Source organism: Staphylococcus sp. ACRSN (assembly GCF_022346615.1).
Classification (GTDB): Bacteria; Bacillota; Bacilli; order Staphylococcales; family Staphylococcaceae; genus Staphylococcus.
In genome coordinates this window covers 146313-164893 of sequence record NZ_JAKRNS010000007.1, presented here as the reverse complement: position 1 = coordinate 164893, position 18581 = coordinate 146313, and the positions used below count along the sequence as shown (strand labels likewise).

At 30.5% G+C, this 18581-nt stretch carries 19 protein-coding genes; 1 reads left to right on the top strand and 18 read right to left on the bottom strand.

What is annotated here, in order from left to right; translation table 11 throughout:
- Positions 1-518: 518 nt before the first annotated feature.
- Entirely contained in the window at positions 519-893 is a 375-nt protein-coding gene (gene sarA / locus MHZ36_RS08585) for a global transcriptional regulator SarA (protein WP_239231072.1), read from the top strand.
- Positions 894-1158: 265 nt separating this feature from the next.
- Here the strand turns inward: sarA and MHZ36_RS08580 are convergent, their stop codons facing one another.
- From MHZ36_RS08580 to MHZ36_RS08495, 18 genes are all read right to left on the bottom strand, one after another.
- A complete protein-coding gene (locus MHZ36_RS08580; protein WP_239231081.1) occupies positions 1159-1959 on the bottom strand; it encodes an alpha/beta fold hydrolase in 801 nt (266 codons plus the stop codon).
- A gap of 190 nt (positions 1960-2149) precedes the next feature.
- Positions 2150-2860: a hypothetical protein gene (locus MHZ36_RS08575; RefSeq protein WP_239231071.1), complete on the bottom strand. Its 711-nt coding sequence runs from the start codon at positions 2858-2860 to the stop codon at positions 2150-2152.
- Positions 2861-3048: 188 nt separating this feature from the next.
- Positions 3049-3555, bottom strand: coding sequence for an SA0570 family protein (locus MHZ36_RS08570; RefSeq protein WP_239231070.1), 507 nt, complete (start codon positions 3553-3555; stop codon positions 3049-3051).
- Positions 3556-3705: 150 nt separating this feature from the next.
- The gene (locus MHZ36_RS08565) at positions 3706-4503 is read right to left on the bottom strand and encodes an alpha/beta fold hydrolase (RefSeq protein ID WP_239231069.1); all 798 of its coding nucleotides are present in this window, start codon (positions 4501-4503) and stop codon (positions 3706-3708) included.
- A gap of 3 nt (positions 4504-4506) precedes the next feature.
- A complete protein-coding gene (locus MHZ36_RS08560) occupies positions 4507-5202 on the bottom strand; it encodes an HAD family hydrolase (RefSeq protein WP_239231068.1) in 696 nt (231 codons plus the stop codon).
- A 100-nt stretch (positions 5203-5302) separates the two neighbouring features.
- Complete coding sequence (locus tag MHZ36_RS08555; RefSeq protein WP_239231067.1) at positions 5303-6253, bottom strand: FecCD family ABC transporter permease; 951 nt, start codon at positions 6251-6253, stop codon at positions 5303-5305.
- Between the two features lie 520 nt (positions 6254-6773).
- A complete protein-coding gene (locus MHZ36_RS08550) occupies positions 6774-7649 on the bottom strand; it encodes an ABC transporter substrate-binding protein (RefSeq protein WP_239231066.1) in 876 nt (291 codons plus the stop codon).
- 62 nt (positions 7650-7711) lie between these two features.
- Positions 7712-8347, bottom strand: coding sequence for an endonuclease III domain-containing protein (locus MHZ36_RS08545; protein ID WP_239231065.1), 636 nt, complete (start codon positions 8345-8347; stop codon positions 7712-7714).
- 131 nt (positions 8348-8478) lie between these two features.
- Entirely contained in the window at positions 8479-10146 is a 1668-nt protein-coding gene (gene argS / locus MHZ36_RS08540) for an arginine--tRNA ligase (RefSeq protein WP_239231064.1), read from the bottom strand.
- Positions 10143-10559, bottom strand: a complete 417-nt coding sequence (locus MHZ36_RS08535; RefSeq protein ID WP_239231063.1) for a YwiB family protein — start codon at positions 10557-10559, stop codon at positions 10143-10145. The genes argS and MHZ36_RS08535 overlap by 4 nt, the downstream gene beginning before the upstream one ends.
- Before the next feature lie 184 nt (positions 10560-10743).
- Positions 10744-11256 carry a YwhD family protein gene (locus tag MHZ36_RS08530; protein WP_239231062.1) on the bottom strand — a complete coding sequence of 171 codons (513 nt, stop codon included), beginning with the start codon at positions 11254-11256 and terminating at the stop codon, positions 10744-10746.
- A 142-nt stretch (positions 11257-11398) separates the two neighbouring features.
- The gene (locus MHZ36_RS08525) at positions 11399-12697 is read right to left on the bottom strand and encodes an HD domain-containing protein (protein ID WP_239231061.1); all 1299 of its coding nucleotides are present in this window, start codon (positions 12695-12697) and stop codon (positions 11399-11401) included.
- Positions 12698-12731: 34 nt separating this feature from the next.
- A complete protein-coding gene (locus MHZ36_RS08520) occupies positions 12732-13208 on the bottom strand; it encodes a GNAT family N-acetyltransferase (protein WP_239231060.1) in 477 nt (158 codons plus the stop codon).
- Positions 13209-13341: 133 nt separating this feature from the next.
- Positions 13342-13887 (bottom strand): flavodoxin family protein, encoded by a 546-nt coding sequence (locus MHZ36_RS08515; protein ID WP_239231059.1) that lies wholly within the window; start codon positions 13885-13887, stop codon positions 13342-13344.
- 585 nt (positions 13888-14472) lie between these two features.
- Positions 14473-15408 (bottom strand): aldo/keto reductase, encoded by a 936-nt coding sequence (locus tag MHZ36_RS08510; protein WP_239231058.1) that lies wholly within the window; start codon positions 15406-15408, stop codon positions 14473-14475.
- A 410-nt stretch (positions 15409-15818) separates the two neighbouring features.
- On the bottom strand, positions 15819-16166 hold the full coding sequence (locus MHZ36_RS08505; RefSeq protein WP_239231057.1) for a YuzB family protein: 348 nt from the start codon (positions 16164-16166) through the stop codon (positions 15819-15821).
- A 375-nt stretch (positions 16167-16541) separates the two neighbouring features.
- Positions 16542-17510: a sugar phosphate isomerase/epimerase family protein gene (locus MHZ36_RS08500; RefSeq protein WP_239231056.1), complete on the bottom strand. Its 969-nt coding sequence runs from the start codon at positions 17508-17510 to the stop codon at positions 16542-16544.
- 24 nt (positions 17511-17534) lie between these two features.
- Positions 17535-18575, bottom strand: a complete 1041-nt coding sequence (locus tag MHZ36_RS08495) for a Gfo/Idh/MocA family protein (RefSeq protein WP_239231055.1) — start codon at positions 18573-18575, stop codon at positions 17535-17537.
- Between the last annotated feature and the right edge of the window lie 6 nt (positions 18576-18581).

Sequence of the window (18581 nt, the reverse complement as noted above, 5' to 3'; positions counted from 1 at the left end):
ACAAACAACTTCTTATAATTAGAAGAATTAAAAAATTTATTAAACTGGTTATAATTTTAGAAAATATGGGTAATAAAAATTATACATTCTCTTTTTCAATATTTTATTTATTGGTAAAGCATTTGAAACATTGACACAATCTTGCCTGTTTTTTAGATGTGCACGTTATAATTAATTAGAATTATAAATTTATATTTATTTTTGTTCTCTATTTATCTAATGATGATAAATAGAAACCAGACAGAATAAATTTAATTTAATCTATTGGTTTGGAAAGAATTGTATTAATTACTGAAAACATTGATGTAACGCTTAAACAGATTTTTGTTTACTTTCTATTTTTATTTAGTTATAATAAACTAAATAAAAGAGGGTTTATTATATAATATCCAAATATAAAAAAGCTATAAATTATGATAAACCTTTGAATTTAACTTTGAATTAAGACATATAATTATACAAAAACAAATTTAATATGTATACTAAATTGGGCATTTAAAACTAGGGAGGAAATTAGGATGGCTATCACAAAAATCAATGATTGCTTTGAATTATTGGCAATGGTAACATATGCTGATAAATTAAAAGGCATAATTAAAAAGGAATTTTCAGTAAGTTTCGAGGAATTCGCTGTATTAACATATATTAGTGAACATGAAAGTGAAGAGTATTACTTAAAAGATATTATCAACCACTTAAACTACAAACAACCACAAGTTGTTAAAGCAGTTAAAAACTTATCACAAGATGATTACTTTGATAAAAAACGTAACGAACACGATGAAAGAACTGTTTTAATATTAGTTAACACTAAACAACGTAAAAAAATCAATGAATTATTATCACGTGTAAATCAACGAATTAAAGAAGCTAACGACGAAAACGAAGTATAATTTTTATAAATCAGCTGGAATATAAGCCTTAGCTAAATGAGAGGGTCTATTGAAATACTCATGTGTTTCAATAGACCCTCTTTCTTTAAGTTTTATATTAAAATACTTTATATGGAGTAGATAAACATAGAATCTCTTCAAACAATTACATAAAATAAAGCATTTATAACAACCAAAAAGACAATCTCTATTAGTATATAATAGAAATTGTCTCTTTTAGTTTTTCATCTCTTACACCTAAACTCAAATATGCCCCTTTTAATGATTACTTTTGAAATTCAAGCGATTCTACAAAATTCAAATAAACATTAAGAAAATGATTAGGTTCTTCAATATGTGGTGCATGTCCAGATTGGTTAAATTTAAATATTTTAAGTGATTTAAATGCATCTTGATATTGATCAAAATTTTCCATTGCAATTAATGGATCATATATTCCGTTAACGATTAACGTTGGTACACTTACTTTTTCTATAACAATTTCTTCATTTAGTACCGGGAAGTTTAATAGTGCTCGTGTAGCGATAGCACTCGCTTCAGATGACTGTCTACTATAAATCAATTGATTTTGAAACCATTTTTTGGCCTTATCTTGTTTTTTATATAAATAAGGAAATAAAATAATCAAGGCTTCTGATTTATCAAAACCTTCTATTTCGTCTTGATGCTCAACCATTAATTTATTTAACCCATGAACACTTTGTATTAAGTTTGAAGCAATTAAAGTTAAAGATCTCACTTTACATTCATATTTGTTTGTAAATTGTTTTGCAATGACGCCACCCATATCATGGCCTACTATATGCGCTGAATTTATTTCTAATTTTTCCATTAAACATTTTAAATCTTCAATATGATCATCTAAATGAAATGAAGTAGGCTTTGATGATTTACCATGGCCTCTCACATCATATATAATAACGTCATATTTATACTTTAATTCATTTTTCAAACTATATAATGAAGCCATATTACTGTCTAAACCATGTATTAAGATAACAGGAAAACCTCGACCCTCACGGATGTATGCAATCTCGGTGTTATAACTCGTTTCTATTTTTTTCATCATGGGTCACCTCCCTTTACAAATGTAATATACCCGAATTTGTACTTTTCTACGCTACATTTCACATTAATATTATTGTATTTTTCCACATCTGAATACTTATTCAAGCGCACAAAATAGCCACTTTAAGCTATGTGCATACTTGATGCTCATACCTTAAAGTGGCTATTTTTTCTATTACTCTCAAATATCAATTTCTCGACGAAATACGGATTGTATAGTATATGATAACTATTAATAATAGTACCCAAATTATTATAGATGCGATCTGTGCAATATTGGCACTACTTATCATTGCATCAATTGTTTTTTGACAAAATAATAATCCAATTCCAGTAAATTCCAATCTTCTAAAATAAATTCCTGAAATACTAAAAATAATACCCACAAAAAACATGAATTGATGTGCGTACATTGACACTGCGACAATACCTAAGTTCAAATCAAATGCATGTACAATGACTAAGAAAAATGAAATACCTGCTATACCAATACCAATAATTCGCTCAAATCTATTACTATATAAATAATTTTTCCAACCAATTCTTAAATAAATAAAAATTGATATTGGTAAAATAACTAAGCAATAAAAAATTGATAAACCTGATGCTGCTTGAAAAGTCACATAATGTTTGTCATATAAATAAGACAGTAAAACAAAATTCACTATAAAAAACACTATGGGATTTAATTGTAATGTAAATAAGTTTCTTTGAATCGTTAAGATGATTTCTGCTGGAGATTTACTTCTATACTCAATATAATCTTGATCCTGAGCCTCTGATTTATGGAAATCCTTTTTTAGTTTCTCTTTAATATCATCAATTAGATTAGGAGAAAGGCCCTTATGAGTGAAGTAATCATTTATATTTTCTAATAATACTTTGTCATTAACTCGCATGAAATACTCCTTTTGCACTTATTAAAAGTTTAACCACTTTTAACTGTTTACGGTTTATAGGCTATAGATTAATTACTACAATTTCAGTATATAATCTCACATTCTACTACATTTTAACAATTAAATAACCGACAAGCATCAAATACACACTTGCCGGTTCATTTTAAACCTTTAAACATCAAAACATCTTATTCACTAATATCTATGCGATATAATTTGATGTTTTTATCACTTGGAGATGATGAACTAAATTGATAAGATACATCATTGTCTTGAACATAACCAAAGTTACCTGTTACATTATTATAATGTTCACGTGTAACAGCGCTACTGCTCACTTCATTTTTTACAGATTTATAAGTCGGACCATTTGTATCATTATAACTCATCGAAATTCGAGTGATTTCACCTTGGTTCTTCTTACCTTCTGCCGTCACTACCAATACACCATCATTAAGTTTAAATTCGTAATAATGTTCTTTATTATCAACACTATGTGAATAAATCGGTTTGCTATTATTCTTCAAGACCGTTTCTACTGAATCGCCTAGTTTAGCACCTTCTAATGTTGTATCTCCTTGTTGTAATTGTTTAACATTTTGGATAGTATTACCTGAAGCTGCTGATGCACTATCAGCACTTATCCCAGAAAACGCTAAACCTGAAACTAATGCAGCTACTAATATTTTTTTCATAGCATTTCTCTCCTTTATTACGTTTTCCGTAAATTCATTGTACTATAAATATTACTAAATTAACAGTAATGTTACAAAATTATTACAGTGAAATTATTTTTGTAATTCAGAACAGCTATAAAATGCCACTTTCTACACATATTATTTCTTTTATCTTACACATTGATAATTGTTTTTAATAAACGCTTTTACTTTTGTTACAAACTTAGTTTTTTCTTCTACGAAAGGATAGAGTCCTGATTCTGTGAATACTTCAAATGTAGATCCATCAATCATATCACTTACTTCTTTAGCTTCTAACACTGTAGTTCGTTCACCATGTTTTCCAACAATAATCTGAGTTGGTGTTTTCATTTCATCTAAATAATGCATAATATGATTATGATTAAATGAACGACGTACTGAGGTTAATTCATCTTTTGTCGCCATATCATTAGTATCTTCAACTTGTTTTAAAAATTTCTTAACTTTGTGCTTTGAATAATATAAATGCTTATCTAAAAAATTTTGTTGCGCTTCTGAATTCCAATTTCGAATTTTATATGCATATTTCTTATATAATCTTTCTGCAGGATTCATATCATTAAGTAGTGTTGGATTAATCAATGTTAATGCAGTAGCTATTTTTGGATATTGCGCTGCAAAGCCAACTGCAATAGAAGCTCCCATTTCATGACCTATGATAGCGCATTGATCTATATAAAGATAATCTAACAATGCCTTTATATCTTCAATATAATCTGTAAAATTTATATCGAGCGGCTTATCGGAGTAGCCATGACCGCGTAAATCGACTAAAATCACTTGATAATCTGAACTAAATTTATCCACAATTGAATGGAATACTGATAAATTATCAAATGATGTATGCAACATCACGATAACCTTACCTTCTCCACTAGAACGATAGTTTAATGCTACACCATCATTTGTTTTAAATAATTTCATTACTTAGCTCCCCTTCTTTCCAATAGGCAATATAGATAATAATTCTTCTAAGGTCGTAATCGTGTAATCTACTTCCTCTGGTAATGGTTCAATCTCTGCATCTTCTTCTTTAAACCAAACACTAACCATCCCCATAGCACGAGCAGGCGCAACATCATTTAATGGATCATCACCTACATACATTGTTTCTTCAGGCTTCGTACCTAATTGTTCTAAAATTGTTTCAAAAATTTTAGGATGTGGCTTTCTAAACCCGACTGTCTCAGATGTCGTTAAATAATTAATTGCATCTTCAACGCCTAATGCATGTAAACGAAATTGCTTTATCTTAGATTTACCATTCGCAATAACACCTGTCAGATAGCCATAATTAGACAATTTTTCAAGCGTATATAATGTATCGTAATATGGAAATACATAACGATAAAAATGCATTTCAAAATCATTAAATAAATCTTTCCAAGTCAAACGGTCTACATGAAAATCCTTGATTAGTGCTTTGTATAATTCTGGCTTATCATGATCTTCATCATCATCTAATTCAATAAATTTTTTTCTGAAATCAGCTAACTGAATACGTACCAAATAATCATGAAACCGTTCATATTGCTCTTCTATAAATTTATCTCTAGATTTTTTTCTATCTAAAAGTGTACCTTCTAAATCAAAAACAATTGCCTTTATTTCTGTTAAGTCCATTTTTATACCCTCTTTAATTCAAACATTTCATGACATTACTTATTGCTTATATTATACGTCATAGTCTACTCATTTTTCCAAATACATCCAATTATTACCATTACTCATACATTCGTGGTTCAGTTACCATAATATAGAACAACACTGGAATACCGAATAAAGCTAACACAATACTAGCAGGTAATTGATATGGTTCAATTATAATACTCCCAATCCAATCAGCACTAATCATAATTGCTGCGCCAATCACCATATTTAGTATAAATTGTTGTCTTAAATTTAAATGATTAAAATGTCTACGCACAAGTTGTGGTATTACCATTCCAATAAAACCAATCACACCTACATAAGCAACAATAACAGCCGTAATAATTGAAGCAATTATCAATACAATATATGTTACAAATTGAACATGCAGTCCGAGTGATTTCGCCCTCAATTCACCGAGTTGTAACAACTTAATACTTGAAATCATACTTAATAATATACTAATCGTTACCAACAAAACAATAGCGATATATACCACTTTATAATATTCCGCTGAAGCAAAACCACCAAACATATAATTAACAATACTATTAAGTTTTTTTTGATTAAATTCAATTATTAAATACAGAACTGCATTGAAAAGTGCGCCAATCATTATCCCAGATAGAATCAATGTTCTTACTGGATAACCTCTTGACATTATTGCAGTTAATGTCAGTACAATACCTAAAGAAATTAAACTACTCACAACAGAAAATAAAGGAATCCATATCATTGAAAAGCCAATTGCAACCGCAACACCTGATCCTAATGTCGCACCACTTGCTAATCCTAACGTATAACTATCTGCAAGTGGATTATTTAATAGCGTTTGAAACATATGTCCTGCGACCGTTAATCCGGCTCCTGCAAGCAATGCCTCTAACATTCTAGGTATTCTAACTTGTAATAATATTGTTTGTGTTAAATCATTATTAATATTACCCAATCCCCATAACAGGCTGAATAATATGCTAATTATGAGTATGGCCATCCACAGGCTCACTACTTTAAAATATTTCATTTTATTGCCACGCTTTCGATGTGTTCTTTCACTTAAACGATACCATCAGTCCAAATTTAACACTATACTTAATTTTCTATATTTATATTTGTAAAATACTGTTGTAATTATAAAGAGCGCTTGTATAAAAATTAACATCTAAACTGTATTTATAGATATATTCTAAATCATACTGTTAATAATAAATTTACCATGTTTTAATTCAGTTATATATTAATAAAAAGAAATTTGACTTTAAATACTCTATTAGTAACCTTTAAATGAATTAAAAAATTTCAATTAAAGGCATTACCGCATTACTTTGTATTTTTGAAACGTATTTCCTTGATTATTTTTTCTTCAATATTGAAATTAAGTTTCAATGCATTATTTTCCTGAGTACTTGTTTTTATTTTCATTTTACAAATTAAAAATAAAACACTTTCTCTTAATTCACTAATAAAATGAATTCAAAGAAAGTGTTATTATATTATGCAGATAAAACGAAACCATTGTTCATAAAAAATAATAGCTTAATTACTTATTTATCATAAATAGCTTCTTTTAATGCCTTTAAGCCATCGTCGATTCGAGGACCAGGTCTAGATATCTCATCACCATTTACTGCTTTTAATTCACCTTTCTTAACAGCAGTGATTTTATCGAAACCGCCACGTTGTTCGACCATTTTTTGATATGATTTTTCAGATATACCCATTGTAGAAATCATAATGTCTGGATTTTTTTTAATAATATCTTCTTTGCTCACCTTTTGCCAGCCTTCTATATTACTAAAACTATTTTTTGCTTTTAGTGTTTCCAACATATCATTGAAAAATGTTTGTTTACCAGCAGTGTATATTTCTGGTTCTGATGATACTTCCATAAACACTTTCTGTGATTTAGCATCTTTTGGTACCGATGCTTTAATATTTTTGATATTTTGTTTAGTTTCTTTTACCAAAGCTTTTGCTTTAGATTGTTTTCCTGTCACTTCACCGACTTGTTTAAAGCTGTCATACATTTCAGATATAGATTGTGCATCTTTTACGTAAACAACTTTCACACCACTTTGCTTCAGTGATTTAAGAACATCACCAGCAGTTGATTTTTGAGATTCGTGCGCCAAAATTAAATCCGGCTTTGCCTTTAATAATGACTCCTTATTTAACTTCATAGCATCAAATTGTTTTTTATCTTTCACTTCTTTTGGATAATCATCTACCGTTGATACTCCAATTACCTTTTTACCTAATCCTAATTCATACAATATTTCAGTATTGCTAGGCATAAGTGAAATAATCCTATCATATTTCACTTTATCTGCATGCTGCTTTTCTTTTTGCTCCGTACTACATGCTGCTAATAAAACAATTAATATAGCAACAAATGAAATGAATTTAATAGATTTTTTCATTATTGTACTCCTAATTGATATTTTTATTTTAATTTTATCAAAAATATCAGTATTATATAATATTATTTGACAAAATATTCATCTAAAAACTGATAGCCTCTATCATTTTTACTATTGAAATATACTTTCCCAAAATTATCTAATAACGCATGTAATTCATTGGCATCTTGATTGGTAAATGATTCTGGTAGTTCAATATTACTTTTTAATTTTCGATAATTATCAGTATCGACATATCCTAATTTTGTAAATATTCTACGGGTATAACTATCAGGAATAAATTCAATACCATCAAATACATATACAATCAATACGTCTGCCGTTTCTTCACCGATGCCTTTTAATTCAAGTAACGCTTTTCTTAAGTGCTTTCCATAATAATTTTTAATTTTTTCATAATCAAAATCAAATGCTTCAAGCCAACTCAGTGTTGATATAATTGTTTGTGCTTTAGTTTTATAAAAGCCACTAGATTTAATTAAATATTGTAAATTTTCAATATCTAATTTTAATATATATTGAGGATCTAAATGAGTATGATTAGATAAAGAGTCAATTGCACTTGCAGCATTTCTCCAATTCGTATTTTGTACTAAAATAGCACCTAATATAATTTCAATTTTTGTATCAGCTGGCCACCATTTTTGTGGGCCCATATTTTGAAATAGTATTCGATATAATGAATTAATATCAAGCACATTTTCCCCTCCTATATAAAAACGCCCCGAATAAAAATGATAAAGATCTAATTAATAAAATACCAATTAGTGTATCATCTATTCGCGGCGTGTATTTCTTATTTTTTTAATGATTGCCAATTTAAAGTTAATTACATTGATTCAGGTGCTGTTACTCCTACTAGGTGTAATGCATTTTGCAATGTGATTTTAACAGCATCAACAAGAGCAATATGTGCTTTTGTTTTTTCAATATCATCTGTTAATACTTTTTCAGCGTTATAGAATCTATGGAAATGTGCAGCTAAATCTTGAATGTAGTTTGTAATTCTATGTGGTGCACGTTGTTCTGCCGCACTTAAAATCGTTGTCTCAAATTCTGCTACTTTTTTCAATAATTCAATTGCTTTTTCATTAGTAATTAATTTAAAGTCTACATCTGTAGATGGCATTATGCCTCTTTCTGCTGCTTGTTTTAATATTGAACAAATTCTAGCATGTGCATATTGTGCATAGTAAACTGGGTTATCTTGAGATTCCTGTTTTGCAAGCTCCATATCAAAATCAAAATGTGTATCTGGACTACGCATCGTCAAGAAATATCTAGCTGCATCAACGCCTACTTCATCCATAATTTCACGTAATGTAATAGCGTTACCTGTACGTTTACTCATTTTAACTTCTTCACCATCTTGCAATAAACGTACCATTTGCATAATTTGGATTTCTAAACGGTTACTATCCACACCAAATGTTTCTAAAGATGCTTTTAGACGATTGATATAACCGTGGTGATCTGCACCAAATAAGTTAATTAATATATCATTTCCACGTTCAATTTTATCAAAATGATATGCAATATCAGGTAAGAAGTAAGTGTAATTTCCATCTTTCTTAATAAGTACTCGATCTTTATCATCTTTAAAATCGGTAGTACGTAACCAAGTTGCCCCATCTTCTTCGTAAATATAACCCAGTTCTGACATTTTATCTAAAACTGCATTAATTTCTCCTTTTTCATATAAAGATGTTTCACTAAACCAATTATCATAATGTGTGTTGAAATCTGATAAATCTTTACGTAATTTTGCCATTTCATAGTCGACACCTAATTGTCTAAATGTCTTAATTCGCTCATCTTTAGAAAGTTCTTTAAGCTCTGGTTGTTTTTCTGCTAAATCTTTACCAATATTGACAATATCTTTACCATGATAACCATCTTCAGGCATTTCTATTGTATCGTCGCCTAATGCTTCAAAGTAACGTGCTTCAATAGAACGTGCCAAATTTGTGATTTGATTACCAGCATCATTGATATAATATTCACGCGTAACATTGTTGCCCGCAGCTGTTAATATATTCGCTAAAGTATCGCCTACTGCTGCATTACGAGCATGTCCAATATGTAAATCACCTGTAGGGTTGGCAGATACATATTCTAATAAAATATTTTGTCCATTTGGTGTATCTGTATAACCAAATTTTTCACCTTTTTGAATAGCTTCGGTAATGATTTCAGTAAGGTATGAATTATCTAGATAAAAGTTGATAAATCCAGGCCCTGCTATATCAATTTTTTCAACTTTAGCAGCTGTCGTATCCAAATTATCAACGATTGCTTGAGCAATTTCTCTCGGATTACGTTTGGCAATTTTAGTAAGTACCATTGCAATATTCGATGAATAATCACCATTTTTAGTATCTTTAGGTATTTCTATTTTAATTTCTGGAATATCTGCTTTATCCGCTAATTGTGCGTTTTGGATACTTTTATTAATCTCTTCGATTAATGTCTGCTTTACTTGTTCTATGATATTCATTTCGCTATCTCCTTATAAATTATTTCAAATTGATACGTGCCCATCTTCTCATCATCTTGTATTAAATCATAATGAATTTTCAACTTTCCACCATCAGCTGTTACAAATTGTATAATTGAATGCGTATGAACAGTCAATGGTATACGTCCACCCGTAATTTCATATAGTGTAACTGTTTTTTCTCCCTCAACAAAATGAAGGTTCATTTTAATATCGCCTTTTCTAATAACCTTCACACCGGTATCTTCTATTTTTACTGTTACTTGTACCTTAGCTTCATCAATTTCTTCTTCATAGCGAATAAACTCTGAGTTCTTTTTCTGCCATAAGCCTTGTGTCGAAGAAGAAAATTTCTCTTTATTCCCATGCTGTTTAACGACTTGTTTAGTCTGGATATTCACATTGTTTTCCAATGTACGATTCACCCTAATCTTTAAAATAATACACACCATTATAGCATATTTAATTTATCGGTTACAGTTCGTATACTAATTTAGCATTTTCAATTTTCAAATATACTTATAAAACTTAAATTTAATTAAAATGTATAAAAAAGAAACCAAACATCACTTGTGTTTGGCTTCTTTTGCTTCGTATTTAATCGACTTCTAAAGCAGCGTGTAATTCATTATTAGAATTATTCCACATTTCTATATCGTGAGATTTAAGAAACGCTTTAAGTACTTGCTTATTTTCATTTCCTATATGGTCAATTTCAATTTTACGTTTCATAGATTTATCCATCATATTGACGTGTTCTGGCATATGTTTATACCCTCTACGAATCGACTTATTTACTAGTAAATAACAAGCTGTCAATCCCGCATAATACGGACCATTTTCTCCACGTTCAGTAGTAACCCAACATAACCAATATTCTTTTGCTTCGTCACCTTGAACAGCTGCTTTATCATCAATCCATTTAACACCTTTTTCTACAGTTGCTCTTGCGTGCATACCACCTATATCAATAAAGGCATCTTTATTCTCTACATCTATAAAGACTGGGGCAATATTGTCTAAACTAATAGAACCTATATTTGTACCTTTATGGCCATCCAGTGGATCATTCTTAACAATATTAAACTTGAAACCTTTGTTTTCAGCCACCAGAAAGCACCTCCTATCATTTATCCTTACTTATTTCAATCAATTTCAATTTTATTTATTTTACATATATCAAAGTCTCAAATGTATTCTACTATCTGTAGTTATATAACTCAACCAATGTAATCAGCCGATTTATATACTCTTAATTTAATTCATTTAAAATACTAATAATTGCATTTTTTACATTTTCATCTTCAATATCTGTAATTAATTCTTTAGGATAATACAGTTTATAATCTTCACGATTAATCCCTGTGACACTTGATATCACGAGAGATTGACTACTGATTTCCTTTATCTTACCATTGCGTCTCAAGAGATGTATAGGTTGTCTATTTGAACCTGGTCGATCATAATCATATGGTAAATCTGAAAATGATTCACTTACGAAGTAATAATTAGGATCTAAACCAGCTTGAATAAATAAATCTGTTAGTTCTGTAATCGTGATTATCGAACCATCAAATGGCATGTGCTTAAATAAATCTCGATTAGTGAAACGTCTAGATAAATCACTAAGTATTTCATCATCTTCTCTAATCCATGACTTGAGGTAATAGACAACAACTGCTTCATCTAATTCTACATATTGCTCTATGGTCATAGTCCCTTCAAAGAAAGGTATAAAGTCCGTAGGTTCCATTTTAAAATGATAACCTTCTTCATAAAGTTGCTTAGCACGTTTCAGGCAATTATTTAGTAATACTTCTCCACCTCTACTTACTGGGTGAAAATATATTTGCCAATACATTTGATATCGACTCATAATAAAGTTTTCGACTGCATGCATACCACTTTCTTTAATTAATACTTCATCTTTTGATGGACGCATCAAACGTAAGATACGTTCCATATCAAACTGTCCATACGATACACCAGTAAAATATGCATCTCGTTGCAAATAATCCATTCTATCTGCATCAATTTGAGATGATATCATTGAAATAACTAATTTATTTTCATGCGTTTTATTGATTACATCAGCAACTTGCTTTGGAAAATCATCTGATACACGTCTCAATACTTCATTCACTTCAGTAGGACCATTAATGATTGCTTGTGTAAATGCTTCATGATCCGTATTGAAAATCTTTTCAAAACTGTGTGAAAATGGACCATGTCCTAAATCATGTAGTAATGCAGCACAAAGTGCTAATGGCCTATCATCATTATTCCACGCTTCACGACCATTAAAAGAATCATCTATAATTCTTCGCACGATTTCATAAACACCCAATGAATGTCCAAACCTGCTATGTTCGGCAGTATGAAATGATAAATAAAGTGTTCCAACTTGTTTAATTCTTCGTAGACGTTGAAATTCTTTCGTCTTAATTAAGTCCCAAATAACTTGATCTTTAACGTGAATATATCTATGAATCGGATCTTTAAACACTTTTTCTTCGGGTAATTTCTGAGTAGCATATGTTGTAAATGTCAATTTAGTCCTCCTCTCAATTCACTTGCCAATTCAATTATTTTAATACTTTTTTCATTAGCGCTAAATCCATTTCTTCCCCATACATAACATGTTTATACGAACGTAATTTTTCGAAGCCTTTTTTCTCATAAAAAGACATAGCATCGTCATTCTTATTATCAACTTCTAAATAAATCTCATTATAATTATCAAAGTAACTTAATCCTTCTTTTAATAATTCAGAACCATAACCATTATGTTTCCACGATGGTCTAACATAATGGGCAGAAAGATAAAGTTCCGTGCCGTTAATAAAATTAGCAAATCCTATGATTTCATCATCTTCCTCGACGACTAAAAAGAGTTGATCATTTAATCTCTTTTGAAGATGTTGTTCATTATAAGAAGCAGCTAACAGCTCATTTACCGTTTTTGCTGCATAAATATTTAAATACGTATTATACCAAGCCTTTGTTGCTACATCTCTGATACCTACAACGTCATCTGCCGTCGCTTTTCTTACTTTATGCATGTTGTACTCCCCTTATTTCTAATCGGTATTAATAGAATAATTATACCATATATCCAATAGTCAAAATACTTTATCAGTGAAGATAAAAATAGTTCGAACAACAAATGTATTGTCCAAACTATTTTTGACTTACTTATTTTTTGAAACCTAATGTTTCTTGCCATTCTTCTGCTCTGTTTAATGCGTAGACATCTTTTTCGATATCTCCAGGTCTCTCTGCCGTTCCGATAATATAACCAGATAAGGTAGCTCCTAAAAATTCTAAACTATATTTCACTTGAGTAATACACGGTTTAGCTTTAACTTTAGGGCAATCTCCACCTACTATAATTAAACGAAAATCTTTTTGTGCCATTTTCTCTTTAAAATCTTTATAACTCGGATCCACTAACGTTTCTGACCAATGATCAAAAAATGCCTTCATCGATGCAGATAAGCTATACCAATAAATTGGTGAGGCTATGATTACTGTGTCACTTGCTAGTACTTTATCAATAATCTGTTTATAGTCATCATCATAAGTTTCAATAATTGTATTGTCATGCCTTACGTCTCTAACTGGGTTCAATTGGTACTTTGTTAAGTCAATCCATTCGTAGTCGTATCCTTCAACGGCCATCTTAGTTAAATAAGCAGTGTTACCCTCTGGGCGACTTCCTCCGAATAAAACTGTAATCATAATAAACTCCTTCTACTATCTTTAATGATTTACCCATTAAAAATGATCAATATACATTGCATATCAATGCAATAAACTTAATTAATAATCCTACACTAAATTTCTCAGTTATTAAACAGTTTAAATAAAATACATTAATATATTAAGTTATTTGCTCATAAATCATCAAATTTTTTATATATTAAAATGTATATTCCCTAAATTTTGATTTTTAAATATTAAAATATGTTACGAAATTTTGAACTTAAATAAATTGAATAACATCTAAAGGTAATCGAGTTGTCACAAAATAAAAAATTTAACTGCTAATAATTAATCAACTTGCAATAAAAACACTAGTTTGATTTAAGGATTGCCTACACATTCCTATCTACTTCTAACAAAAGTACTAATTACCAACTTTAATATAATGCTTCAAAATAAGTAAGAGAGCTAATCCAAAAAGGATTAGCTCTCTTATATCTATATACTAACGTTGCCGATTGAATATCTTTGCTAAAATGCAATCGTTCAATTTTTTCAATTATAATATATTACTGTTCTAACTTGTAGCAAATATACTATAATAACGCTCATTCTCTATTATTATTTTACCGGAAATACAGATTCAATTTTTTCTATTTCTTCATCAGTTAATGTTACATCTAATGTCTGTAAGTTATCTACAACTTGGTCAGCACGTTTTGCACCTGGAATCACAACATCTAGTGATGGTCTCGTTAAATAGAAAGCCAAGACTACATGCGCAACATCTACATTATGATTACTAGCAATTTCTCTTAATTCATCAACTTTTTTAAGGTTTTCCTTAAATTTATCTCCTTGAAATTCCGGGTTTTCAGAACGCAAGTCGTCAAATGTACTATTTTCATTATATTTACCTGCTAAAATTCCTGAAACAAGTGGGAAATATGGAATGAAAGTTATTTGATTTTCTTTAGTGTATTCAAAAATCGCTTCATTCTCTCTGTTTAATAAATTATATTCCATTTGTACCACGTCTACATAACCGTCTTTATTCGCTTCTTTAAGCTGTTCAAGACTAAAGTTAGAAACACCAATTGCTTTGATTTTTCCAGCATCTTTTAATTCTTTTAAAGCAGCAACTGCTTTATCTTTAGGTGTATTTTCGTCTGGAAAATGAATATAGTATAAATCAATATAATCTAATTGCAATCTTTCTAAACTTTTCTCAACTTGCTCTTTTAAAAATTCTGGATCATTACTTTGTTGTACGTTTCCATCTTCATCAAAATAATGTGAACCTTTAGTAGCTATGGCATATTCATCACGCGAAAATTCTTTCACTGTCTCTCCAACCAATTCTTCAGAACGTTCAGGTCCATAAATGTAGGCAGTATCTAACAAATTAATACCATTTCTAATAGCTGTTCTTACAACTTCTTTTCCTTGTTCTTCATCCAAATTATTATACAGATTATGCCCACCCACTGCATTCGTTCCTAATGCAATTGGATTTACTTTGACATCTGATTTACCTAATTGTACTTTTTCAGTCATATGTTACCCACTCCTCATCTTAAAATTCATTTCAATTTGTTGCGGTATACATTCACTGATTCTCATATTTCTAAACATTCTTTTATTTCCAAAAGAATATGTAAAATATATACGCTAGTTAAAATTTAGCATGAATAAAGCCTGATATTAAATAAACTGCTTATAAATCAGACAAGTTTTATATGTTTAAAGTAATAATAAAAAAGTTTCCAAATTTCGGTATTTCTCAATGCACAATCACTTTAAGTGATTTAATCGTACATTGAATTACCATTTAATTTAGAAACTAAAATGATTATATATTTTTATATCGCAACAACATAACAACATTATTAGGTCTGATTACTTAATTAATGCTCACTACAAACTCAATACATCACTACTGAATTCCTACTCTGAAAAAGCAAAAATCATTGCTTATTTTTACCTTTACGCTGTGCTAATTTTTCTTTTAATTTTCTATCTTGTTCTTCTTTACGGCGCTTACGTTCTTCATTACGCAACCTTAATCGCTCTTCTTCTTCAGGATCTCTTGGTTTTTGTAATTGTTTCGTTACCTTTTCCATCAGTTCATCTTCAGTCAATGCTGCTAAAGGACGGTTGTTTATGAATGCAAACGTCTTTCTTCTACCAGGACCACAATAAGATTGACAGCCTATTTCAATTTCAGCCTCTGGATCTAATTTTGTCAATTTCTTTTCTAATGATTTACAATTAACACCTTGGCAATCATCACAAATCAAAAATTTATTTTGCATTACCGTCCTCACCTTTCTCATAAGATTTGCAACAACACGTTCATTTATCGTAATTATCAAATTTTATTATCATAGTTATTTTAAACATAAGTCTCTATGAACTCAACTGTAATAAGTTCTATTTACAACTCTAATTATTTTACTCTTTTTGGTGAAAAATTCAAGCACTTCTTCTATTACAGTAATACTTAATTCCCCTTAATCACGCTTATATAGCATATAACTTACTCTTTTTGTAAAACAATATAGCTCTCATTCTAATTTCAACATATGTATTAACTTCACGACAAAAAAAGACAATCACAAATTAATTGTTATCGATTGTCTTATAGATTATTAGCCGAATAAAATTCTATTTTCATTGATTTAAATAGATTATGTCCACCATAAGTCTGGTGCCGGCTGCGTGATATTTACAGATTTCAAATTTTGCACTGCTTTATTAAAACCTTCTTCAATCGACATAATTGGATCTTCATGCTCTATACTCATCACATAATCATAGCCATTCATACGCAAAGCACTAATCATTTCACCCCATGCATATGGATTGTGACCATAACCTACAGTTCGAAATGTCCAAGCTCTCGTTTGCACATTGCCATAGGGTTGCATATCTGTTAATCCATACATATTGACATTATCTTGATCAATATACGTATCTTTAGCGTGAAAATGATGTATTGCTTTGGCTTGTCCCAATATTTTGATTGCTGCGATAGGGTCAATTCCCTGCCACCACAAATGACTGGGATCTAAATTTGCTCCTATAGCTTCACCAGTAGCTTCTCTTAATTTCAACAGTGTATAAGGTGTATGCACTAAGAAGCCAGCGTGTAATTCTATACCTATTTTCACATTATGTGATGTTGCATATGTTGCAACTTCTTTCCAATATGGAATGAGTTTTTCTTGCCATTGCCATTCGTAAATTTCAGAATAAACCGTTGGCCATGGTGTTACAGGCCAGTTTGGATGCTTAGCATCGTCATCAGCGCCAGCAATACCAGAAAATGTATTTACTACCCCAACATCTAACAAAGCTGCTAATTTGATTGTCTTATATAATGTATCATGTGCTATATCCGCTTCTTGTTGATTTGGTGATATAGGATTATTATGACAACTCAATGCACTAATTGCTAAACCTCGACTTTTTATTTCCTCTAAATATACTTTACGAGCTTGTTCATCATCTAACAATTTATCTAAAGGGCAAAATTGATTCCCAGGATTGCCCCCTGTTCCAATTTCAATCATTTCAACTCCTGCATTGGCAACATAATCCAGCATTTCTTCAAATGATTTATCCTGAAATAGAACTGAAAATACACCTATTTTCATCACAATCACTCCTCTTTTCTCAATTTAGTTAATTCTTACACTCGCGCTTTCATCATCACTGCGATAAATTGCATCAATTATCTTGTTAATATTTTGAGCTTGTTCGGGTTGAACAACTAAAGTTTCTTTTCCAAGACAACTTCGAATAAAATTATGTGTTTGTCTTTGTGCAGCTATTTTTTCATCATGCGCTGCATAGGCTTGTTCTACAAAAAAAGTTCCAAAACGAGGCTGATAAATTTCAAAAGGATATAAGTTAATTCCACCATCTACTCCAGATATGCTTAACGTTCTCGTATCTTCTTTGATATTCGCAGACCACGAACATTCAAATTGTAGTGATGAACCATCTTCAAATGTGATATAACTTGTCACGTGATCATCAACTTCAAATTGCTCATGATCAAAGGGACCCCAATCATTTATTTGTGTCGGACTTTTGCTCAATCGATTATATGTTTTGCCAATAATTTCAACTGGCTTAGCATCATTTAATAACCAAAGTGATAAATCTAACAAATGACAACCATAATCGATTAAACTCCCGCCACCTTGTAACGTCTTATTAGTAAAGACGCCCCAACCAGGCACCTTTCGTCGTCTCAAAGCCTGAACTCTTGTTACTAGTGAATCTCCCACAACACCATTATCAATTGCTTTTTTCGCTGTTTGCGCAGCATCAGTAAAACGATAGTGATAACCAATTGCCAAACATTTACCAGCACGATTTTTAGCGTCAATCATTTGCTCGCATTCATATTGGTTCATCGCCATTGGTTTTTCACAAAAGACATGTACACCAGCATCTAAAGCTGCAATTGCTATTTCTGCGTGAAATTTATTAGGCGTACAAATCATTACTGCATCCACTAAAGGAAATAGTGCATGATAATTTGTCACTACTGTTTCAATATCAAATTCAGTTGCTACAGCTTTCGCTACATCTATATTGATATCTTGTACAGCCGTAATTGTCACTTCATCGTTCAGTGATTGAAGTGTGGGCAAATGTCTATCTCGAGCAATTCCACCACAGCCAATGATACCTATCGCTAATTTTTGCATGGTAGG